We start from the raw sequence: 22,061 nt of genomic DNA on the forward strand, positions 1-22,061 counted from the left end.
CCCACCTTAATACCAGATAACGCTTGTCGGACGACATCAAGTCGAACTTCTTCATACAATTTATTGGATCGTCTCATACTGGTCGCCTCCCTAAGAAATACAATAATATATTGTAGGGTAGGACTCCAGTTTCGTTAGGGGGCCGTGGAGAACCTACAGTTAGTTTGCGCCAAAACGGTCGTTTCGCCCAAAGTTGACCATTTTAACTGTAGTTTTTCCAGTTAGCTTGATTATTTTCGCTCATTCGCTTGAATTTAACTGTACAAAATACAGTTAGACGCGCTATTTCGCTTGCAACGGTGCCGACAGGCACCAGCAGACGGTGAAACAGACGGATTTCAAGGTAGTCGTTATTTGGTCATGGAGTGGGAGCGACTCAAGATAACTATGAGTAATCACTTGACGGTCTGTTCTTCCTCTTTTCCGATGAAGTACGTGATCTCGATTTAGTTACAGCACTGCGCCAACTGATGGCATTTTTCATGGAGATTGCCGCGGCCAAAACCAAGCGGAACAAACCAGAAGTTATTCGTCTACTTCTCTGATTGGATTGCCGGTTTCCCCAGCTATAACAAGGCTTACTTGTCTATTTCAAGCTGCAAAGTTTGAGTTTATATAAAAAAGCTTCTATGCGAAGCCTTTTCAAAGAAGAATAACCCGGTTTTAAAGGTAGCTTTTTTATGCCAATAGGAATCTAGATTTTCTTCGTATTAACGCTGTAAAGAACTTAAAGATTCCTATGTGGTAAAAAAGCACCCGCCGGGTGCGTTACTATCAATGACAGTGAATATTAGCGCAGAAAATGAAAAAACCATCAAATATACAAATCAAGCGAGAAGAGTTACGCTCCGGTTCATTTGCTGCGTTGCAGCCGTGCGTGTCATTCTCACCTGGTTTAAATACCCATTCCAAGGAAGAATTATTCTCGTATATAAAAACGAAAACTGCCTGCAAATACAGACAGTTTCCAATTGCTTTATTTCTATTCATTCGAGACTTAGAAAGCCGGAATGATCGATCCTTCGTATTTTTCCTCGATAAATGCTTTGACCTCCGGCGATTGCAGAGTTTTCACCAGCTTCTGAACGGCTTCGGAATCTTTATTGTCTTCCCTTGCGGCAATGATGTTAGGAAACGGGGAATCCTTATCTTCCATGAAGAGAGCATCCTTGGTCGGAACAAGCTTCGCTTCCAAAGCGTAATTCGTATTAATCAGCGCCAAATCCACTTCATCCAATACACGAGGGAGCATGGCAGCTTCAAGTTCATTAATTTTCAGCCCCTTGGGGTTCTCCACGATATCCTTGGCGGTTGCTGCGATGCCTACCCCATCCTTCAGCTTGATCAAGCCGTTTTCCTCGAGAAGCACAAGAGCGCGTCCTCCATTGGAAGGGTCGTTAGGAATGGCGACCGTGGCCCCATCCTGCAATTCGTCAATGGACTTAATCTTGTGAGAGTAGGCGCCGAACGGCTCCACATGAATACTTCCTACACTCACCAGCTTCGTTCCTTTATCTTTATTGAACTGCTCCATATAGGGAAGGTGTTGGAAAAAGTTTACATCCAACTGTTTCTCATCTACCTGCACGTTCGGTTGAACGTAATCGGTAAACTCTTTAATTTCCAGAATGACGCCTTCTTCTTTCAACTTATCCTGAACCAGCTTCAGAAGCTCGGCATGCGGCACGGCAGATGCTCCCACCTTCAAGGTAACCTCCTTAGCGGCAGGCTCGGAGCCTTGGGAGCCGGATGGCGAAGCAGAAGGAGAAGACGACGGCGTAGGAGCCGCGTTCTTCTGTCCGCAGCCCGCAAGGGCGACTAAAGCGATAATAAGAAGAAATGCAAGTACTACCTGTTTTTTCATTAGGTTTCTCCCCTTTTCTTTAATTTATCTATTGCATTATTTGCGGATGAATCGGAGAACGAGACGATCCCCGACCATCTGCAAAACTTGCACCAAAATAATTAATATAAGTACGGTGGCGATCATGACTTCCGTCTGGAAGCGCTGATATCCATATCGGATGGCAAGATCCCCCAGCCCCCCACCGCCGATCATGCCCGACATGGCGGTATAAGATACCAGCGTGACGGTGGTGATGGTGATCCCTGCAATCAGGCCCGGGAGCGACTCCGGCAGCAGCACCCGCAAGACGATCTGGGCGCGTCCCGCCCCCATGGATTGGGCAGCTTCTATAACGCCGCGGTCCACTTCCCGCAGAGCGGTCTCTACGAGGCGGGCGAAGAACGGAGCGGCCGCAATGACAAGCGGAGGTATCGTTCCCTTGACTCCCATAGAGGTCCCGACCATCAGTTTCGTTAACGGAATAAGTGCAACCATCAGGACAACAAATGGCACGGAACGCAGCACGTTAACGATGAACGAAATGATCAGATTGACAGCCCGGTTCTGCAGCAAATTTCCCTTGGTTGTCAAATAGAGCAGAATACCCATCGGCAAGCCGATGATAAACGTGAACAGAGTGGAGAGACCCAGCATGATCAGCGTCTGCTTCGTCTCCCGGGCAATTTCGGCCCAATCGATACTAGCCCAATCCATGCTCGTACACCTCCACATCCAGCCCGCGTTCTATAAGCAAGCTTACGGTATCATCCGCGGCCTGCCGAGGCCCCTCAATCTTAACAACCAATTGCCCGTACGGGGTACTTTTCATCCGGGAAATCGTTCCCTGCAGGATCGAGAACGTTACGCCCGTTTCCTGCACCACGCGGGACAAAATTGGCTCGTAAGTAGATTCGCCAAGAAAATTGATCTTTAAAATCGTGGAGTCCGGAGAGAGCTTCTCGTCCCGGAAATCGATGCTATCCGCTACTTGCTCAATGAACTGTTTGGTCACTTCATGCCGAGGCTTCAGGAAGACCTCTGCCACAGGGCCCTGTTCGATGATCCGGCCCTGATGGATGACCGCCACCCGGTCGCAGATCGAACGGATAACATGCATCTCATGGGTAATCAAGACAATCGTGATCCTTAGCTTGCGATTAATATCCAGCAGCAGACTGAGGATCGAATTCGTCGTCTGCGGGTCCAGGGCGGAAGTTGCCTCATCGCAAAGCAGAACATGCGGGTTAGTGGCCAGAGCCCGGGCGATGCCGACTCTCTGCTTCTGTCCTCCGGACAATTGGGCCGGATATTTCCTGCTCTGCTCCGTCAGGCCGACCAGCTCCAACAGCTCCCGCACGCGTTGGTTCACTTCCGCCTTCGGCGTCTTGATCAGCTTAAGCGGGAAAGCGACATTCTCCTCTACGGTTGCCGAGGACAGGAGATTGAAATGCTGGAATATCATTCCGATCCGCCTCCGCTGCTCCTGCAGCTGCTTCGTGGAAAGTGCCGTAAGCTCCACTCCGTCGACGACAACGGAGCCGGCTGTCGGACGCTCCAGCAAATTTATACTTCTGAGAAGGGTGCTCTTCCCGGCACCGGAATGCCCGATGATTCCGAAAATTTCCCCTTGCTCAATGCTCAAATCGATGTCATGCAAAGCGTACGTCGTATGGGAACCGCTTTGGTATTGTTTTTGCACATGGCGCAATTCAATCATGGATTCACCTCAATATAAGAAAAAGCCCTCATGCAGAGCAAAAAGGGCTTTCCGATCTAATCGAAACCGTCCTTTCTCATCTGCCAGAATCATTCGATTCTGAAGGAATTGGCACCATTGTCACCGCACGCTGCTCGCGCACGATCGGTTGCCGGGCTTCATAGGGCCTGTCCCTCCGCCTCTCTGGATAAGAAAATGCCGTATTCAGTTTTGTTGTTCCTGAGAAATACAAGCCTCAGTATACCCCATCCCGGTTTCGTTCGTCAATCCTCTTTCCTAAATCGCCATGATTCATCCATACGCAGTAAAACGTGGTAAATTTTGCTTCACATCACAACAAAAGAACAACTAATCCATACTAAGTTGATTGGTTATATATGTTTTTACAAAAATAGCATATATTTGAGGCCAATGCAATACTTAAACCCTTTTTAGTTTCAATTATTTTGCAGTCCAGCCGTTAACAAAGCAGTGAATCGCTTCAAGCTCGATTTCCCCGGGCTCTTTCCCCACCCGACGGGTATATTCTTGGAGGATTCGATGAAGCTCCCCTTCCGCTTCCACCGTAATAGAACACAGCAGCTTTAACAAACCGCTATATTCCAGGTACTCGTTGCGGGATAAGGGCATTTCATGCGACAGCACATAACAATCGGCGTCATACCGATCCAGCTTTTCCAATAGATCAAGAACAGCCTGGACCGTATATTTTCCGCCAAGATCAGGGTACATACAGTCTCCCAAGAACAGAACTCCTCCTGCCCGGCCATCCTCCGCCACATAAATAATGGTGGAATCCGATGAGTGATCTCCCCCCACATGTTCAACGATACAGCGGACGCCGCCCAGATCGATGTCCAGCTTATCGGTGAAGGTTTGATCCGGCAGCCGGATAAGGATATCGCGGTTGTGGGCGAATTCCTTCTTAATCATGTCCGCACAGAAGAGAAATTCACTTCCTTCCCGCACCCTCTCATCCAGAGCTTCGTCCGTCCATGAAAGCTTCGCCATATTCTCCAGTGCCTGCTTCGTCTGCAGATGGGCAATGACCGGTAGATTAAGCCGATCCGCACCGAAAACATGATCCCAATGGCAATGGGTTAGCACAACCGCGTGAAGCTTCGTGATTTGCCGTTCCGCCAGCGCCTCCAAAAGAAGCGAGGCATGCGACGCAGAATTTCCCGCATCCATAATCAATGTCCGCTCCCGGCCGCAAATTGCGGCGAGAACAGGCCGGTCGGTTTCCTCCTCAGGCGGCATAAAATAGACGGCATCCGTCAGACGCTCGAGCTTCTTTTCCTTCATTAGAATAGTTCCCCTCTCTTAGACTTAATCGCTAGCTATCCGCTTCATTGCCGGATTGCGCCGTTCCCGCGTCCTCTCTGGACGCAACTACCAGACGCTGCAGAACGTCAAGCACCTGCCGGAGATCCTCGAGCGGGACCTTGGAATAAAACCGGCGCACGAGCCATTCGTCAATCGATTGAAGCAGCGCGGCATATTCCTCTCCACGCTCCCCCAGCCGGATGAACGACTCCCTTCGGTTGTCGGGATTCGTCCGGCGCGTAATCATCCGCCCTTCCTCCAGCTTCGGCAGCACCTGACTGACCGCGCTTTTGGAAATTTGAAAATGTGCGGCAATCTGGTTCGCCGTAACCGGCTGATTGCGGATAATATAATACATGAACAGCTCCTGCTGCGGTGTCAGGTGATAGCTCTTCAGACGCTCCGCTTGCTTCGTATTCTGCCAAACCAAGGACTGAAACTGTTCGAAGGACTGATTAATTTGATCCATTACTTTCAAATACTCGTCCACCCTGTCACCTCCCAGAGGTTTATGCAGTTTAGTTTATTAAACTTAACTATATAAGTCAACCATTTATACCTGCCCAATTACGAATTCTTATTCAAATATACACGAAAATTATCGTTAGGGAGCCCACCAGTTCCATCGGCCGAGCAGCTTCATCAAAGACGGGACGAGCATCATGCGAACAATAGTGGCATCGATTAGGATGGCCGCAGCAATTCCTATGCCAAGCTGCTTAACCCCCGCAACCCCTCCCCAAGCGAAAGGAGCGGTCACTGCGATCATTATCGCCGCCGCAGAGGAAATTATTTTACTGGTGATTGTCAATCCTTCCAGTACGGAACGTTCATTGTCTTTAGTCTGGAGATAGATTTCATAAATTCTCGACAGCAGAAACACCCCGTAATCCATGCTGATACCGAACGTCAGGCCGAAAACAAACACCGGTATCATGATGGCGATGCTGGTCGGCTCCAACCCGAACCTGCCGTCTTGGAATATCCATACAAGAATGCCGAAGGAAGCTCCGAGGCTTAACAGATTCATCAGAATCGTTTTGAGCGGTATCCACAAGGAGCGGAAAGCGAGAAACAGAACAAGGAAGTTGGACCCGAATACAAATAAGAAAACATATTTAAGCTTAGTCCTGATTTCATCATAGACCTCCTGCTGATATTTCGGCTCCCCGCCAACCTGGATGGAGAGACGGGATGACAGCTCCTCCTCCGCCCCCCATTTTCGGGCCCAATCGATGGCTGTCTTGGAGGAAGGGCCGCCATTCAACGTCACGGCAATGAGCATGCGGTTTCCTTGAACGAAGGGCTCTAATAGCGGGCCGAACCTTTTCTTCAACTCGGCGTTCTGAGTAATCATATGAAGCTGCCCAGGGGTCAAGGAAAGCCGGTCGAAGACAGTTTCGACTCTTAATACGCCGGGGCTGAGCCGCAATCGCTCCGCCAGATCATAGACGGCCAGCCAATCGTTTCGGTCCGGGTGAATTTGTCCGGCTTCCGCTACCATATACACTTGCGAGACAGTGGGAGGGGAAAAATATGCGGCGAACCGCTCCGCAGTTTGACGGGATTCGTAATGACGGGGCAAAGAGGTGGCATCGGGAACGGTCATTTCCATCCGGGCGAGGGGCAGGAGACAGACAAGAAGAGCCACAGAGGCCAGCGTACCCATTAGGACCGGCCGCCGCATGACATAAGCGGATAGAGCGGCCCATAAGCTGCTCCGGACAATCCGGCGCCCTCGGCCTTCCGCCTGCAGCCGTCCTCCTGCCAGCACCAGCAGAGCCGGGACCAAAGTGAACGTTAGCAGCAGCGAAACGGTAAGTACGATCATGGCGCCGATCGCGACCGAGTTAAAAATGGGCATCCGGATGAACAAAGTGCCCGCCAGTCCCAGGTATACGCATAAAGCGGAAAAAAATACAGCCCGGCCGGCTGTGGACATGGCGATGCCCAGCGCCTTCGGGAGCGGATGCCTACGAAGCTCCTCGCGAAAGCGGCTGACCAGCATCAGGGCGAAATCGATGCTTAACGCCAGCCCCACCATAGGAATGACGTTCAATACGAATATGGACAGCTCCAATCGGGTTCCCAGCCCATACATAATACCCATGGTCCCTATCACCCCGATCAATCCTACAACAACGGGGATCATGGAGCTGATGAAGCCTCCGAAAGCGATCCAAAGGATGATGAACGCCAGCGGTACCCCTATCATCTCCGCCTGGGTCAAATCGGCATGGCTGGTCCGGTTGACATCCTCCTGAACGACCGGCTTCCCGGTCATTGAAACCGCCAACCGATCGTTATCGGGGAATAGACTTCTAATGTCGTCTAGAACCTTTTGAGTCTCGCGGGCAGGGGTATCCAGCACCAGCAAAGCATAAGCTGCCTTTTCCTGCAGCATTCCTTCCCTGGTCCATGGGGAGATCACCTCCCGGATGCCGTTCACCTGCTCCACCCGCCGAAGCATACTGGCGATTTCCAGATGAAACCGCTGCGGAGAGAGCGGATTCTTGTTCTCAAAGAGCAGGATCACCGGCTCGTCCGGTATATGAAAATCCGCAGCTAATATTTGCTGCGTCCGGGCATAGTCCCCTTCTACCCTTAGCCCGTGATCCTGCAGTACGGCAGGGAGCTTGACGGCGAAGCTTCCGCATACCACAAGAAAGACAAGCCACGCGGCTACAATCGCACGAGAATATCGGACCGCCAGTGTGGCAAACCATTGCAGCACAACCTTCTCCCCCAGACGCACAAAAGTTTATCTCACAAGCCCCTCATTTTAACCGCACAGCCGCGCATGCCTCCTCCTCTACCGTTCTCTCGGGTTCACACAGGTTATCCGGGTCCTCTCGACCATCCGGCCGGCCAAACCGGGAAGCCGATATCCTAAGCGGAACAACAGAGGAGACGTTACCCGGCTGCCAAGCATCTTTTGCAGCCATCTTCCCCATCGCAGCGGAGGCATGCATTCTTGCCGCAAGGCCCGGGTATACTGCTGCCTCCATTCGTCCAGCCCGAGGCTCCCCCGCAGAAATTCGTCCGCCCACCGCGAACATAATACGACCGTGCGCAGAGCTACCGCCATTCCGTCCCCGCATAGAGGAGGAATCATCACAGCAGCGTCTCCGACGAGGGGCACCTGCCCCCAGGCGGTTGGCTTTCGGCTGATGGCTACAGGGTATACGGCCGCTCGTGTCTCCGCAAGCGGCATTCCGCCAACGAGCCTTCGCTGCAAGGCGGGATTGCGTTCGGCCGCCCATTCTATAGCGTTTTGCACGGATTTTCCCGCGTGATAGAAGGCTTCCCTGGTCATCAGCGCGGCCACGTTATGACGATTTCCTTCAATCGGGGCTATGCCCAAATAGCCCCCCGGAAACAGATACAACTCGACCCGGTCTCCTCGCTCCATGCCGAAATAGTGGGCTTTCACCCCGACATACGATTGGTGAAGAACGGATGCGGCCGGAGCCAGTCCGGTACGGGGGCGGCGCCCCCAGGCACCAATCACCGCACGGGCTTCGACGATTTGCCGCACGCTCCGGCCGCGAAGCTCTAACCGGTGCCCCTCCCCGTTCCTGCTGCCTATCGAAATAACAGCGGTGCCGCTTATGAGCTCCGCCCCCCGCTCCTGGGCAGCTTGCTGCAGCGCATGATCCAGAGCGAAACGGCTGATCCCGAGCGCCGTCCCCGGCAACGGAATGTCCAGTGTCCATTCGTTGACCGAAGTCAGCCGGACTGTTCTCATCGCGCTGGGCTGCAGCAGCTGGAGCAGCGGCAGCAGACCCAGGACGGACAAGCTGTCCAGCGATTCCGGAGACAGAAATTCCCCGCACACCTTATGCCGGGGACAGGTATCCTGATCAATTAAGACGGTGCTCCAACCCATTCCGGCCAGAGCCGCCGCCATGCTGCTCCCGGCGACTCCTCCGCCGATTACTGCCGCATCGTACCTTCGCATCGTCCCCCCTCCTTCCCGACGGCCGGAGCCGGCCAATGCTTAGTTGACCGGCTTTAGAGCGGTCACCACGTATCGGAACAACGGCCGCCAGGTTATGGACAGGTTGGGGACCGGCAAGGTGTCCCTCAGACGCTGCCACTCTTCGGCCCGGAACCCTTTGGCCACGGATAGCGGGCCGTCGTTGCGGATATAGCGGTTGCGTGAAATCGACCGGGTGACCAACCAGACAGCCAGCCAGGCGAGCCAATGCCGGTGAATATCCTGTATGACAATGCCCATTCTTGAAGCCTTCAGCATCTGCCGGACGACCCCCGGCAATTGTTCGGATGCGAAATGGTGGACAAACTGGGTGGCGGTCACAATATCCGCGCAGCCTTCCGGCAGCTGGAACAAATCCTGGCGGACGACACTCACTCTCGGTTCCCGGCTGAATAATTGCCGTGCTTCCTCACACGCCTCCTCCGTAATATCCGAGATCGTGATGGTCAGATCGATCCGCTCACGGTCCGCCCAGCGCAGAAGCCGCCGGTTGACATCCCCCGAGCCTGCACCGATGTCCAATATCGAGAATCGCTCCGGCTGTCCCGCTGCCGACCAGATCTGCCGGACTCCATAGAGCGTCGGCCCGGAAGCGGCAAAAATCCGGTTCAACCGGCGCAAATGGCGCAGCGCTTCACTCAAATCCGGGCCTCCGGCTGTCAAATCGTCCATCAGCTCCGGCTCCGCCGCTCTCCGCTTCAACGATGGAATCAATGGAGTCCCTCCTTTACTCCGCCCTTCCGCTTATCCGCGGCTTGCAGGCGGCACATAAGCCATTTGCATAATTTCCGCTGTAAGGCCGGGTCCGAAGGCCAAGGCGATTCCTTCTTTCCGGGCGGTTTCGGCCGTTTCCATAGAACATCTTATGGCTTCCAGCACGAACAGAATCGTCGCCGACGAAAGGTTGCCATATCGCCGGAGAATCTTTCGGCTGGCGGCCGTCTGTTCCTCGCTTAAGCCATATATCGTTTGCAGCGTATCGATAATGCCGCGGCCGCCGGGGTGAATCGCCCAAAATTCGGGGGCGGGGCCGCCTTCCAGAAGGCGCTCCACTTCGGGAGGCACATACTCACCGATCCGCTGCGGAATGCGCGGCGACAGATACAAGTTAAAGCCGTAGTTTCCAACCTTCCATATCATCTCGTCAGCCGATTCGGGGAAGAGCACCGTTCGGCTGCGGCCCAAGGCCAGCATTCCCCGTTCAGAGGAATGCGCGCCACCGACCACGCAGGCCGATGCCCCGTCGCCGAAGAACGCTGCGCCGAACAGCGCCTCCCGGTCTGCTGCGTGTTGGATATGCAGCGTGCACAATTCGACGCTGACGATCAGCACCTTCGCCTGCGGGAGGTGCTCGACCATGCGGCGGGACAGCCGGAGTGCCGTCATCCCGGCAGCACAGCCGAGGAAAGTCAGCGGAATCCGCTCGACGTCGGCGGGCAGGCCAAGCTGCTGGACAAGGACGGCATCCAGCCCGGGCAGGAATAAACCGGTACAGCTGACCGTAATCAAATGGGTAATGTCGCCCGGACTTATCCGGCTGTCCTTCAACGCCAGGCTTCCCGCCTCGAAGCCAAGCTGCGCCGCCTCTATTCGGAATTTCTCCATCCGCTCCTCGGTGGAGGGCACCTCTTGGGGGCGCGAATAGGCTACATAACGGCAGCGGTCACCCCGGTTTAACAGCTCGGGCTCACAGGTGTAGCGCGTTTCTACGCCGCAGTTGCGAAATATTTTACCGGCCCAGCGCGCCGCCTGCCGATGCCCCGACTCGACCAGGGCATCGGTGAGCTTGCTTGAGGCTTCCTCCTGTTCCAGCCGGTAAGGTGGCACGGCAGTGCCTATGCCCAATATAGCTATGTCCGGCCCGTTGCTCTTCATCTGCTTCTTCCTTTCTCTATCGCTTTAAAACGATCTATAAGACCGTAGTGACGCAAGAAAGCTATCATCCATTCTCGGCAGGCATGTCGTATGTGGGACAAGATCCGCTATAGAATAGTATGAAGGCAGCTAGTGAATTATGTTTAAAACAAAAGGCAGGCCCAAGTTGGCCTGCCGTAATTTCTTTTATGGAAGCTCAGAACGATTTCCCTTCTCATCCGGACTGGCAACCGGATATTTCACCGAATACTCGGCGGATGCGAGCCAGGAGCCGGAGGCGAAATCCCTGCCTCTAACCACCACCTCGTCCTCATACACTTCTACATAATAGCCCTGGCTTCCCTTCTTGTAATCCTCCGTATCCGTCGACAGGTAGGCCACGGAAGCCGTATTCAGCATAGTCCCGTATCGCGACAGGTACATGGTGCGAGCGGAACCTAATTCCCAATGAGAATGCCCGGTGAACAAGATCGTTTGCGGGTATTTGGCCAGAATGCTCTTCATCTGCGAATCCTGCACGACTCCATGCCAATCCCGCGAACCGGCCACCCCGTCCTTCAGCGGTTGATGAAGAAATACGAATACGGGTTTGCGGGAATCCGATCCTTCCGCCAGCTTCTCCTCGAACCAGTTCAGCTGAACGTCTGATAAATAAGCATCGTCCTTCAACCCCTGCTCCGTTCCCAAAAAAATAAAATGATATCCTTCCAGCCAGTGATCATGATAAAGGCCTTTCATTCCCGTCTTGCGCAAAAAACGTTCCCTGCGGTCGTCCCAATCAGCCCAGCGCACATCGTGATTTCCCATCGTAAACAGCATCTTGGGCCGACCGTTCTCCTTCCATATTCTCAGCATTTCATCATATTCCGGCTCCATTCCGGAATCCGTAATATCTCCGACCAGCATGATCCCTGCGCTGTCCGGACAATGCTCCCGGATATCCTTCAACGCCCGGTCGAAGTTCCGGTTGAAATCGTGGTTCACATCCGTTGTTACGTGGATGTCGCTAATTACCTGAAACCGGATGAGCGGCTTAATGGTGGATGAAGGCGCTTCCGAATAATTTGTCATTGACAGCCCTCCCGAGCTCTTTTTCTTCTCCTTCATTCTAACAGGATTTTGCCGGAAATTGACCCCTGTCCCGCAAATAAATTATCCCCCATGGCTTGTCCGCACTTGTCAGCAGTCCGGCCGGACGGGACGACAGCGGATGAGCCCTTTTTACCGTAGTAATAGCGATTATCGGCATCACTTCGCGGCAAGCTTCCGTTAATTTCCTGTCAACCTTCGCTCTATAATCCTGTATTGTTTTTCCAGCAGAAACCATCTTATACTTAGGAAGAGATAATATAAAAAGAACGGTCCGTCATTGCAGCGGTCCGGAAGGAGGTACCAGATGAATCGCGATACGCTGGAATTGTTTCGCACTTTGACAGATCTGCCGGGGCCTCCCGGTTTTGAGCATGAGGTGCGCCGATTTGTCCGCGCTGAATTGGAGAAGGTGACTACGGAAGTGATCAGCGACCACTTGGGCAGCATCTTCGGCGTCCTGCGGGGCGACGATAGCGGACCCAAAGTGATGGTCAACGGCCATATGGACGAGGTCGGGTTTATGATCACAGGCATTAAGGACAATGGCATGCTTAAGTTCAAGCCCTTGGGCGGCTGGTGGAGTCAGGTGCTGCTCGCCCAGCGCGTTCAGATCTTGACCAAGCAGGGAACGTTATTCGGAGTCATCGGCTCGACCCCTCCCCATCTGTTGGATGAATCGCAGCGCAGCAAGCCGGCGGACATCGGCTCCATGTTCATCGACATCGGGGCCGACAGCCAGGAGCACGCAATGGAGCTGGGCGTTCGTCCGGGCCTGCCTGCCGTTCCCGTCTGTCCTTTCACCCCGCTGGCGGACGGCAAGAAAATTATGGCGAAAGCCTGGGACAATCGCTTCGGCGTCGGCCTTGCACTGGAGCTGGCCAAAGAGCTGAAGGGGCAGCACTTCCCCAACGTCCTCTATACCGGCGCAACGGTTCAGGAGGAGGTCGGGCTTCGCGGCGCACAAACGGCGGCGGCGCTTATTGAACCCGACATTTGTTACACGCTCGATGCGGGCCCGGCCAACGATACGACAGGCGACCGCCAAGCCTTCGGCCATTTGGGCAAAGGAACGCTTGTCCGAATTCTGGACAGCTCCATCGTCCCGAACCAGGCATTGATCGAGTTTATTCTCGATACGGCGGAAACCCATGATATTCCTTATCAATTCTTTGTTTCTCCTGGAGCAACCGATGCGGGGAAGGTCCATCTGTACGGCAAGGGCGTACCTACCGCAGCTCTGGGGGTATGCGCCCGGTATATCCACACTTCCGCTTCCATCCTGCATATCGACGATTATGCGGCGGCCAAGGAGCTGTTAGTCCGTCTGGTGCAGGCCACGGACCGGACCCTGGTGCGGACGGTCACCGAGCAGGCGTAGGAGTTTATTCTATGGAAAAAAATTCCTTGTTTTACTAGTAATTAAGATAAGCGTCCATTCCGTTCCGAAGGTACACGACCTGAAGCTTCATACAACACAGAATCAGTGACCGGCGCATGCTGAAATGGATTCGGAGGGGGGCTAACTCCCGGGCAGTGAAGGAAAACATCCTTGCCGCGAATTCATTCCGTGGGCCAACATAAATTCCTGCGATAATACATCAATCATGAAGTGAATGGAGATGTTCGAAAGAAAAGCCTGCAACAATACATGAATTTTCATGAAAATCAGCCAAATCTTTATTCAAACTGGATTGCGGGCTTTAACTCGACAGCTATCGATAGTGATCAAAATGATATACTTTTGCAGATTTTTGCCGCCCCAGCCGCTACCCGCTACCAGCTATCGTGAAAAAAGCTCCTGACGGAGCCATTGCCAAGATGAAAACCGCTGCAGCCTATAAAGCCGCAGCGGTTTTACTATTGCCGATAAAAAACATCCCAAGCCGCAGCCGCTCTTCCTTGAACGACAGCGGTGGAGTTTTTTCTATTTATCCCGGTTGGTGAAATAAATGACATGCGGACCGGGCGCTCCGCCGGTCAGGCTGATCTCGGATTTATAAGTATTTCCGTTGGCCCCCAGTATGAAGTCGGCAAACGGCCAGGCTTGCTCATAAGTAATAAAATCAGACAGCTTCAACCGGTTCCCCCACTTCACCACATAATGCCCAAATCCTCCCGAAGGATTGTGATAGAGCGTTACCGCGCGGGGATGATGGTGACCGTTCTCGATGACCACTTGAAGCCGGTACATGACTCCGTAGTTTCCGTTATTAACCACGCTGCCGCCATCTACCGCGTTATATCCTGTCTCGTATTCCCCGGGCATTTTATCGCTCCATTGACCGGATTCGGCGCTGGAGATGCGGATCAGCGCATTTCCCATGGCGGTGTTGTATTTCAGAGTCCCTACGCGGTCATAATGCGGGAAGGTTCCCCGCGTATGCGAATCGCCAGGCAGCACGGGAACGGTGACCGGATTATCCGGGCGGTCTTTATAATTCAGCACGGTTACCGTCACCGCTGCAGGCCGGTTACCCTTCTTGGTTTTGGCCAGGAATTGGGCGATTCCGCTGTTCGTGTATGTGGGCGCCGTAGGAGATTCGATATAATAGCTTTCTCCGGGGGCAAGCGTCGTAAGAAACTGTTTGTTGAAGTTACTTGCCATGAAATCGGCCAGAGCATCCTGTCCGGCAACGTCGACATAATAGCTCGTTCCGACCCCGCTGCCTTCCGTAAACAACTGCACCGCTTCCTCCGACTCATTCGTGACGGCCACCGCCACCGTCACCGTCTCATTCCCTGCATTCTGATGGTGCCAGAACACGCGGAAGGAATCGCTAACCGAATCCCTGTAGAACGCTCCCTGATTGGTAAATGATTCCGGGGAATCGCTGAGAATCAGCTTGCCTCCAACTCCGGTAAGCTGAGGCTTCTCCAGAGGCACAGCCGGCTTCAATTCGGATACGGGAATAACTCCCTGACTTGCAAAGACGGTGCTGGCACTCAGCAGGCCGATCAACATGAAAGCTAACAGAATTCTGACCCGGTTCATCGAACATCTCCTTTACACAATTGGTTGGAAGAAGCAGATCTTCCCTGCTCAGCGGCATAGCTAAAGTCCTTCGTAGTCTTAACAGGCCCTGGAATAGGCATACCAAAGCAAATCCGTACCGCGCCTCCGGGCCGTCTTCCCGACATCGCTCCCCCCTTCCAGGATTCAGTATAAACTCGCCGCCTATCCCCCATTCTATTCTTCAAGCCATTAAACTTTCCTCATTAAACGCGGAGGATGTCCGATCAAGGGCCTGATTGCCTGCTATGTATTACAGCAACGATGCTTCCCGGGAAGGAGCTTTACAAATAGAAAGGGAGCCGTCGCCTGTTTCAGCTCCCATGCATTTCCTTCGCGATGGAGCGGAATGATAAGAATCTACAGACTTTTGACCCGCGCAGGACTATTTGGTACAGTCGGTATAGAGGTGATCTTAATGTTAAAATTGGGCGTTCTTGACCAATCTCATATAGGCGAAAACCGAACGGCCGCAGATGCGTTGAAGGAAACGACACGACTAGCGCAAGAAACGGAGAAACTTGGCTACACCCGCTATTGGGTATCCGAGCATCATGCCTCTAAGGCGCTGGCCTCCTCTAGCCCTGAAGTGCTGATCGCGCATCTGGCGGCGGCGACCTCCCGTATCCGGGTCGGCTCGGGAGGAATTATGCTGCCTCATTACAGTCCGTATAAAGTGGCGGAGAACTTCCGCCTGCTCGAAGCGCTTCATCCCGGAAGGATCGATCTCGGGCTGGGACGCGCCCCGGGAGGCTTGCCCCTGGCGACAAGGGCTCTTCAGGAGGGGAAATATACCGGCATAGACCGCTACCCTCAACAGGTGGCAGATCTGACCGGCTATTTGCACCAAAATTTGCCCGAGGAGCATCCTTTTGCCGCACTGCAGGCTGCTCCTCTGATCTCTACGGCACCCGAAATATGGCTGCTGGGCTCCAGCAGTGAAAGCGCGCGGATAGCCGCTCAACTGGGAACGGCCTATGCCTATGCGCAGTTCTTCGGCGTGCCGGGCGGAGAGAATGCGATGCGGATTTATCAGGAGCAGTTTCGCCCTTCCTTTCTGAATGAGAAGCCGAAATCGATCGTAGCCGTGCTGGTTATATGCGCCGATACGGAAGAGGAAGCGGAACGGCTGGCCTCCAGCACCGATTTGTTTTTCCTGCGTCTCGAGCTCGGCATGGAGCTGTCCTTTTTTCCGTCGGTAGAGACCGCCCTGAGTTACCCGTACACGGAATTCGACAGGGAGAGAATCCGTCATGGGCGCGAGCGCCGGATTGTCGGGTCCGCGGAGCAGGTCAAGGAACGCTTGCTCGCGGTCAGCGAACAATATCGCACCGATGAAGTGGTCGTGATTACCCCTACCCACGATTTCGCGGCACGCGTGCGCTCGTACCAATTGCTTGCCGAAGCGTTCGGGCTGGGCGATTAAAAGGCAGTGTGATGCAGAGTGTTTGCCAATCCATTCAATAAAAAAGCTCCTAACGGAGCCCTGTAAAATTCCCGCATAGTGACGCGTTGCCTTCGAAGCGTATTCCGTCCGCACACCAACGGAGTCGGCGTCTAAACCTTCCTCTAATCGCGGTCGCTCTTCATGAATTTGCTACGATACTTTGCGGGAAGCAAATGATGAGCAAGGGAAAGCCACTTTTCGCGTCCGGGTAGATAAGGACGTCGCAAAGACGAGCAAGGGAAAGCCACTCTTCGCGTCCGGGTAGGAGGACGTCGTAAAGACGAGCAAGGGAAAGCCACTCTTCGCGTCCGGGTAGGTAAGGACGTCGCAAAGACGAGCAAAAGTGCATTAGAATCCGCCCCATTTCCCAAAAAAGAGCGAAAGACGCTCAAATGTGCAGTTCTTTTGGACCAAATGAGGGCATTTCGCAAAAATCACTCCAAAGACCTGCACTTTCGCTCTAGAATTAGGCATTACGCGACTTTTTCAAAAAAAGACCTGCACTTTCGCTCTAGAATTAGACACTTCGCAGCTTTTTCCAGAAAACACCTGCACTTTCGCTCTAGAATTAGACACTTCGCAGCTTTTTCCAGAAAACACCTGCAGTTTTGATTGTCTTTTACACAATTCGGCGGACGACCGGGGCTGTCCAAAAAAGTGAAAATATCCGGTGCTGAGCGGTGCTGAAAAATCGCAAACCGGATTTGGGGACAGCCCGCTGATTGAAAGAGGCACTATCCGCTAAAAGCGTTCGGTTTTAACTAAGGAACTGAATAAGCTCTCAAAACTTAAAAAAGAGGAAGCCTAAGCTTCCTCTGATTCAATCCATACCCATTATTGGTGAAGAGCGGCCTGGCGCTTGAAATGATCCTCAAGCACAATACAAGCCATGGCCTCGACCACCGGAACGATCCGCGGGCAGATGCAGGGATCATGTCTTCCCTCGGTGCGGATGATCTGCTCCTTGCCCTCAACGTCGATCGTTTTCTGCGGAACGGAGATGGAGGAGGTCGGTTTCACCGCCACACGGAAAATAATTTCCTGTCCGGTGCTTATTCCGCCAATGATGCCCCCCGAATTGTTGCTCAAGTATCCGCTGCTGTCCATTGGGTCGTTATGCTCGCTTCCCAGCATCTGGGACGCTTTGAAACCGGCTCCGAATTCAATCCCTTTGACGGCTCCGATCGACAGCATTGCCTTGGCCAGCTCCGCATCCAGCTTATCGAATACAGGCTCGCCCAGCCCGGGCATAACCCCTCGGATTCGGCATTCGACGACCCCGCCGCAGCTATCTCCAACGCGGGCGAGCGATTCGATCTTGTCCACCATCGCCCCCACCACTTGCGGATCGCAAGCGCGAACGACGTTGTTCTCGATTTCGCTCTCCACAAAATCTTTGCACTGGATGCCGCCAACCTCAGTCGTATAGGCTACGACACTGACGCCTCTTCTTTCCAGCATCTTCCGGGCCAAGGCTCCGGCAGCGACCCGTGCGGCGGTCTCCCTGCCCGATGCTCTCCCGCTCCCCCGGTGATCTCTGATCCCGTATTTCTTCAGGTATGTGAAGTCCGCATGCCCCGGCCGGAAGGAATCTTTAATGGAATCGTAGGCGGACGGCCTCATATCTTGATTGAATAAAACCATGAACACCGGAGTGCCGGTCGTCCTCCCTTCGAAGGTTCCCGACAGAATCGACACGATATCGTACTCCTTGCGCGAAGTCGTCACGGAGGATTGCCCCGGCTTCCTTCTATCCATCTGCTTCTGAATATAGCTTGTATCGATTTCCACTCCCGGGGTCACCCCATCGACGATGACGCCGACCGCCTCTCCATGGGATTCTCCAAAGGTCGTTATTTTAAACATTTGTCCGAACGAATTACCTGCCATCTCAAGCTACCTCCTGTCTATTTCCATAAGTCCGTTTCGGTAAATAAACATTCCTGTTTACTTGCCGGGCGATTCATTGACTATCCGGTTGACTCCTATTATAATGTGAAAACTGGAATAAATGAAATTCAAATATCCATACTCTGACATAGAGGTGCTCTATATCATGATTTCATTGGAAGGATATCGTATTTTTCTTCATACGGCCAAATCGGGAAATTTGACGAAGGCGGCCCAGGAGCTGCACATTACTCAGCCGTCCGTCAGCTATGCGATCAAGCAACTGGAAGAATCGTTGGGCGTCAAGCTGTTCAACCGGCTGTCCAAAGGCGTGGAGCTGACCGCGGAAGGCCGGGCCCTGCTTGAATATGTAGAGCCCTCCTTCTCCCTGCTGGAAGCCGGGGAGACCAAGATCCGCTCGCTCAAGCAGCTCGAAACCGGCGAGCTTCGCATCGGGGCCGGCGGCTCTCTCATCCGCTATCTGCTGCTGCCGTACCTGAAGCATTTCCGTACCCGGTACCCGAATATTCGTATACGTCTGACTCATGGCAAAACCCCCGATCTCGCCAAGCGGCTGATAGAAGGGCAAATTGATCTCGGAATTGTGCACATGCCGTTTGCGGACCGGCTGCTGGACGTTCGCTCCTTCATGACCATTCAGGACTGCTTCGTGGTCGGGGAAGCCTACCGGGAATGGTCGGAGCGGACTCTGGAGGCGGAGGAATTGGGCCGCCTGCCCCTCCTGCTGCTGTCCAAAGGAAGCAGCACCCGGCAATTCGTCGAGCAGTGGTTTGCCGCGCAGAGCCTTCCCCTCGAGGTCGATATCGAGCTGGGCAGCCTGGAGCTGCTAATCGAGCTCGCACAGCTTGGCTTCGGTGCCGCATTCGTCACCCGCTCATTCGTCAGCAAGGAGCTGGAGTCACGCAGCTTGTACGAATTGCCTATTCGCGAGCCTATTCCGGAGCGCAGCGTTGGAATTGCTTTGCGGCGGGACATTTCACTGTCCGAGGCGGCCGCCCGCTTCGTGGAGACGCTGACGTCTCCCCTGCCATAAATACGCATAGCAGAACAGATTGGGAGGATGCTAGAATTGATTGTAGATACATTGAAAGTGTTTGTTACCGTCGTGGAGCAGAGCCATTTCTCCAGAGCGGCCGAGAAGCTGAACCTCTCCCAGCCCGGAGTCAGCCTTCACATCCGGAATTTGGAGAACGAATTGGGGAGCAAGCTGCTGCATCGTACCTCCAAGCACGTTAAACTGACGGAGGCCGGCTCTATCCTGTATCAACGGGCCAAACAAATTCTGGCTTTATATGAGGAAGCCAAGGAAGAGATTCACCTATTAAGGAATGAAGTAACCGGTTCATTGACTATCGGGGCCAGCTTTACTATCGGTGAGTACGTGCTTCCACATTTGCTGGCGGATTATACGATGGACTATCCTCTGGTCGATGTTTACGTGACGATTGCCAATACGGAAGAAATCTCGAGAGGAGTCCGCGCGAATGAGCTCGATCTCGGTCTGATTGAAGGTGAGGTCGAGTTCCCGGAGCTGCTCGTAGCCCCGCCGTTTGCCAAGGATGAAATGGTGCTGGTGGCACCTAACGATTATCCTCTCTGTTCCCTGGCGCCGATAGAGCCGAAGGAGCTGCAGGATCAAGTATGGGTTTTCCGGGAGACGGGGTCCGGAACCCGTGCGTACAGCGACCGCTTCATTATGGAATCCGGCCTCCGGGTGAAGCGATCCTTCGTGTTTAACAGCAATCAGGGGGTGAAGGAAGCGGTCATGGCCGGACTTGGCATCGCGGTTTTGTCCCGTAGGGTCATCCGGAAAGAATTGGCGTCCGGAGATTTGAGCGAAATTGCCATCGCAGGGAAAAAGATGACACGGGATTTTTCCATTCTTAAAGATCCGAAATCCCCTTCCACAATGGCTGTCAACACGTTCATAAGAAAGCTGAGAGAACAAGAAAAGACTAATGCCGCTGGAAGTCAACAATCCTAGACCGAAGAGCAGTCTCGATCCTTTAAATCTAACGAATAAACTTGTAACGGATGACCGTTTAAAGCCTCAGGTTATTCTTGAAGACGCTGTTGGCCACAAGCGGTCATCCTTAGTCCGTTTACTCCCAAACAGAAGCCTGTAACGATCCGTAATCGATTACAATCGCTTTACTTTATCCTCTAGGGCACATTTATTCTCTTCGTCCCAAACAACGGAAATTTCGAACGTCCCTTCCTGAAAGTACATCGGAAACCGCCTTCTAAACCAGGGCTGCATAGGAAGCTCCAGCGCTTCTTGAATCGGAACCCACAGCAGCTTTCCTTCAGGTGGATTCGTCAGCAGCTCTCCTTCGAAATCATCCGATATATAATTGAACACCATATACCGGTAATTGGTTTGCGGGACGACGTATTCATCCAATCCTTTATACATTAGTCTCTTCACGTGCAGCCCCGTTTCTTCCAAAACTTCGCGAACGGCCCCTTCCGCCGGGCTCTCCGGAAAATCAACCTTGCCGCCGGGGCCTAAATAACCCGGGAAGCCTCGATGATCAGGCCGCTCAATCAGAAGTACTTTATCGTCTTTCTTGAGCAAACACATCGTATAGAGGTCATATCTGATTTGTTTGGACATATTACTCTCCTTTGTCAATCTAATCCGGTTGAATAGAGAATCCTGTTTCATTGCTCTATTCTATTTCCTTCTATATTTTTCCTTCCGCTATTTTCTGTCGAGGTTTCGTTCAAGGATAAACGGCATCGCCGTCCTTAGGACAGCCCGTTATACTTACTTATATTTGAACAAAAAAACCGCGAAGGCTTCTGGAAACCTTCGCAGTTTACTGGCCTATCACCAAATATTAGATTCCTGGACCCTCTGATTAAGGAACAGAAAATCATCGTCCTGCAGCGGCTCTACCTTTCCTTTTTGATAACCGCTGCCCTTCGTGGAGAAAAAGTCGTGCGTACTCGTTTCCGTACGGATTCCGTTAAGAACGACCGGGTTAACTTCTTCTTCTTCAAACAAGGGCTCGAGCCCGAGATTCATCAACGCTTTGTTGGCGTTGTACCGGATATATTTTTTTACTTCATGGGTCAAACCGATCGGATCATACAGCTTCTCCGTATATTCCAGTTCATTCTTATACAGATCCATCAGAAGGTCATTGACGAACGCAGAGGCCGCTTTCTGCTCCTCCTCGTTTAGCTTCTGGAAGACCTCCTGCGCGAGCAAGCCGACGAATACCCCGTGCACGCTTTCGTCACGGATAATCAGCTTGATGATTTCTCCGCTGGCTACCATCTTGCCTTGTCCGGCCAAATATAACGGATAGAAGAAGCCGGAATAGAACAGGAAGCTCTCCAGGAAGACGGACGCAACCATCGCCTGATACAGGCTAAGAGGATCCCCTTCCTTAATGCTCTGATAATAGGAATCGATACGGTGCGTTTTGTACTGCAGCTGTTTATTCTCGCGCACCCATTCGAACGTATCGCGGATCCTCTCCGAGCTGGCTACCGTCGTAAAAATCGTACTGTAGCTCTTCGCATGAATTTCCTCCATCGCAGCCTGAAAAATGAGGATCGCCTTCTTCTGCTTGTCTTCGACGTGCTGCGCAATCATAGGCATGCCGACATTTCCCTGTTCCGTATCCAACAGCGTCAGCCCGCCCAATACTCTCATGAAGGTAGTCTTCTCATCGTCGTTTAGCTTGGTCCACGTCTTTAAATCCTTGGATATTGGAATTTCGGTATCCAGCCAAAATTGGGATGTATTTTGCGTCCATAGCATTTCCGTATAGTCCGTTTCCGGCGAATTCCAGTTCACCGCTTCGAATGCCTTCATTCTGCCTG

Annotated in this window: 18 protein-coding genes and 1 riboswitch; of the genes, 4 read left to right on the forward strand and 14 right to left on the reverse strand. The window is 53.0% G+C overall.

The features are described from left to right. Nucleotides 1–997: 997 nt before the first annotated feature. The 10 genes from ACTHRH_RS02105 to ACTHRH_RS02150 form a co-directional block, all read right to left on the reverse strand. Complete coding sequence (locus ACTHRH_RS02105) at nt 998–1,864, reverse strand: MetQ/NlpA family ABC transporter substrate-binding protein (RefSeq protein ID WP_440413858.1); 867 nt, start codon at nt 1,862–1,864, stop codon at nt 998–1,000. A gap of 36 nt (nt 1,865–1,900) precedes the next feature. Beyond that, entirely contained in the window at nt 1,901–2,560 is a 660-nt protein-coding gene (locus ACTHRH_RS02110) for a methionine ABC transporter permease (RefSeq protein WP_144933697.1), read from the reverse strand. Further along, nucleotides 2,547–3,563 (reverse strand): methionine ABC transporter ATP-binding protein, encoded by a 1,017-nt coding sequence (locus tag ACTHRH_RS02115; protein ID WP_379287145.1) that lies wholly within the window; start codon nt 3,561–3,563, stop codon nt 2,547–2,549. The genes ACTHRH_RS02110 and ACTHRH_RS02115 overlap by 14 nt, the downstream gene beginning before the upstream one ends. Before the next feature lie 73 nt (nt 3,564–3,636). Next, a riboswitch (SAM riboswitch) is annotated at nt 3,637–3,757 on the reverse strand. A 247-nt stretch (nt 3,758–4,004) separates the two neighbouring features. Next, nucleotides 4,005–4,868 (reverse strand): MBL fold metallo-hydrolase, encoded by an 864-nt coding sequence (locus tag ACTHRH_RS02120; protein WP_440413861.1) that lies wholly within the window; start codon nt 4,866–4,868, stop codon nt 4,005–4,007. 31 nt (nt 4,869–4,899) lie between these two features. After that, nucleotides 4,900–5,379, reverse strand: coding sequence for a MarR family winged helix-turn-helix transcriptional regulator (locus ACTHRH_RS02125; RefSeq protein ID WP_379287150.1), 480 nt, complete (start codon nt 5,377–5,379; stop codon nt 4,900–4,902). A 114-nt stretch (nt 5,380–5,493) separates the two neighbouring features. Then, nucleotides 5,494–7,623: an MMPL family transporter gene (locus ACTHRH_RS02130; protein ID WP_440413864.1), complete on the reverse strand. Its 2,130-nt coding sequence runs from the start codon at nt 7,621–7,623 to the stop codon at nt 5,494–5,496. 78 nt (nt 7,624–7,701) lie between these two features. Then, complete coding sequence (locus tag ACTHRH_RS02135) at nt 7,702–8,850, reverse strand: NAD(P)/FAD-dependent oxidoreductase (RefSeq protein ID WP_440413866.1); 1,149 nt, start codon at nt 8,848–8,850, stop codon at nt 7,702–7,704. A 39-nt stretch (nt 8,851–8,889) separates the two neighbouring features. Beyond that, complete coding sequence (locus ACTHRH_RS02140) at nt 8,890–9,603, reverse strand: methyltransferase domain-containing protein (RefSeq protein ID WP_440413868.1); 714 nt, start codon at nt 9,601–9,603, stop codon at nt 8,890–8,892. A 30-nt stretch (nt 9,604–9,633) separates the two neighbouring features. After that, nucleotides 9,634–10,764 carry a type III polyketide synthase gene (locus ACTHRH_RS02145; RefSeq protein ID WP_440413870.1) on the reverse strand — a complete coding sequence of 377 codons (1,131 nt, stop codon included), beginning with the start codon at nt 10,762–10,764 and terminating at the stop codon, nt 9,634–9,636. A gap of 186 nt (nt 10,765–10,950) precedes the next feature. After that, entirely contained in the window at nt 10,951–11,835 is an 885-nt protein-coding gene (locus ACTHRH_RS02150) for a metallophosphoesterase family protein (protein ID WP_440413872.1), read from the reverse strand. 325 nt (nt 11,836–12,160) lie between these two features. Between ACTHRH_RS02150 and ACTHRH_RS02155 the strand changes: the two genes are divergently transcribed. After that, nucleotides 12,161–13,234, forward strand: a complete 1,074-nt coding sequence (locus ACTHRH_RS02155) for a M42 family metallopeptidase (protein WP_440413874.1) — start codon at nt 12,161–12,163, stop codon at nt 13,232–13,234. Between the two features lie 546 nt (nt 13,235–13,780). Here ACTHRH_RS02155 and ACTHRH_RS02160 read toward each other — a convergent pair. Then, nucleotides 13,781–14,848, reverse strand: a complete 1,068-nt coding sequence (locus ACTHRH_RS02160) for a hypothetical protein (RefSeq protein WP_144933687.1) — start codon at nt 14,846–14,848, stop codon at nt 13,781–13,783. A gap of 436 nt (nt 14,849–15,284) precedes the next feature. Here ACTHRH_RS02160 and ACTHRH_RS02165 point away from each other — a divergent pair, with 436 nt between their 5' ends. Continuing rightward, nucleotides 15,285–16,292 (forward strand): LLM class flavin-dependent oxidoreductase, encoded by a 1,008-nt coding sequence (locus ACTHRH_RS02165; RefSeq protein WP_440413876.1) that lies wholly within the window; start codon nt 15,285–15,287, stop codon nt 16,290–16,292. Between the two features lie 855 nt (nt 16,293–17,147). Here the strand turns inward: ACTHRH_RS02165 and aroC are convergent. Then, on the reverse strand, nt 17,148–18,203 hold the full coding sequence (gene aroC, locus ACTHRH_RS02170; protein WP_144941804.1) for a chorismate synthase: 1,056 nt from the start codon (nt 18,201–18,203) through the stop codon (nt 17,148–17,150). Nucleotides 18,204–18,369: 166 nt separating this feature from the next. Here aroC and ACTHRH_RS02175 point away from each other — a divergent pair, with 166 nt between their 5' ends. Beyond that, nucleotides 18,370–19,257, forward strand: a complete 888-nt coding sequence (locus tag ACTHRH_RS02175; RefSeq protein ID WP_144941802.1) for a LysR family transcriptional regulator — start codon at nt 18,370–18,372, stop codon at nt 19,255–19,257. 36 nt (nt 19,258–19,293) lie between these two features. Next, a complete protein-coding gene (locus tag ACTHRH_RS02180) occupies nt 19,294–20,208 on the forward strand; it encodes a LysR family transcriptional regulator (RefSeq protein ID WP_440413879.1) in 915 nt (304 codons plus the stop codon). Nucleotides 20,209–20,364: 156 nt separating this feature from the next. Here ACTHRH_RS02180 and ACTHRH_RS02185 read toward each other — a convergent pair whose 3' ends face one another. Together ACTHRH_RS02185 and nrdF are read right to left on the reverse strand one after the other, a co-directional pair. Further along, nucleotides 20,365–20,841 carry an 8-oxo-dGTP diphosphatase gene (locus tag ACTHRH_RS02185; RefSeq protein ID WP_144941798.1) on the reverse strand — a complete coding sequence of 159 codons (477 nt, stop codon included), beginning with the start codon at nt 20,839–20,841 and terminating at the stop codon, nt 20,365–20,367. A 216-nt stretch (nt 20,842–21,057) separates the two neighbouring features. Further along, entirely contained in the window at nt 21,058–22,053 is a 996-nt protein-coding gene (gene nrdF, locus ACTHRH_RS02190; protein WP_144941796.1) for a class 1b ribonucleoside-diphosphate reductase subunit beta, read from the reverse strand. Nucleotides 22,054–22,061 lie beyond the last annotated feature (8 nt).

Source organism: Paenibacillus sp. SAFN-117 (genome assembly GCF_051966115.1).
In the GTDB taxonomy this organism is placed as follows: Bacteria; Bacillota; Bacilli; order Paenibacillales; family NBRC-103111; genus Paenibacillus_L; species Paenibacillus_L residui.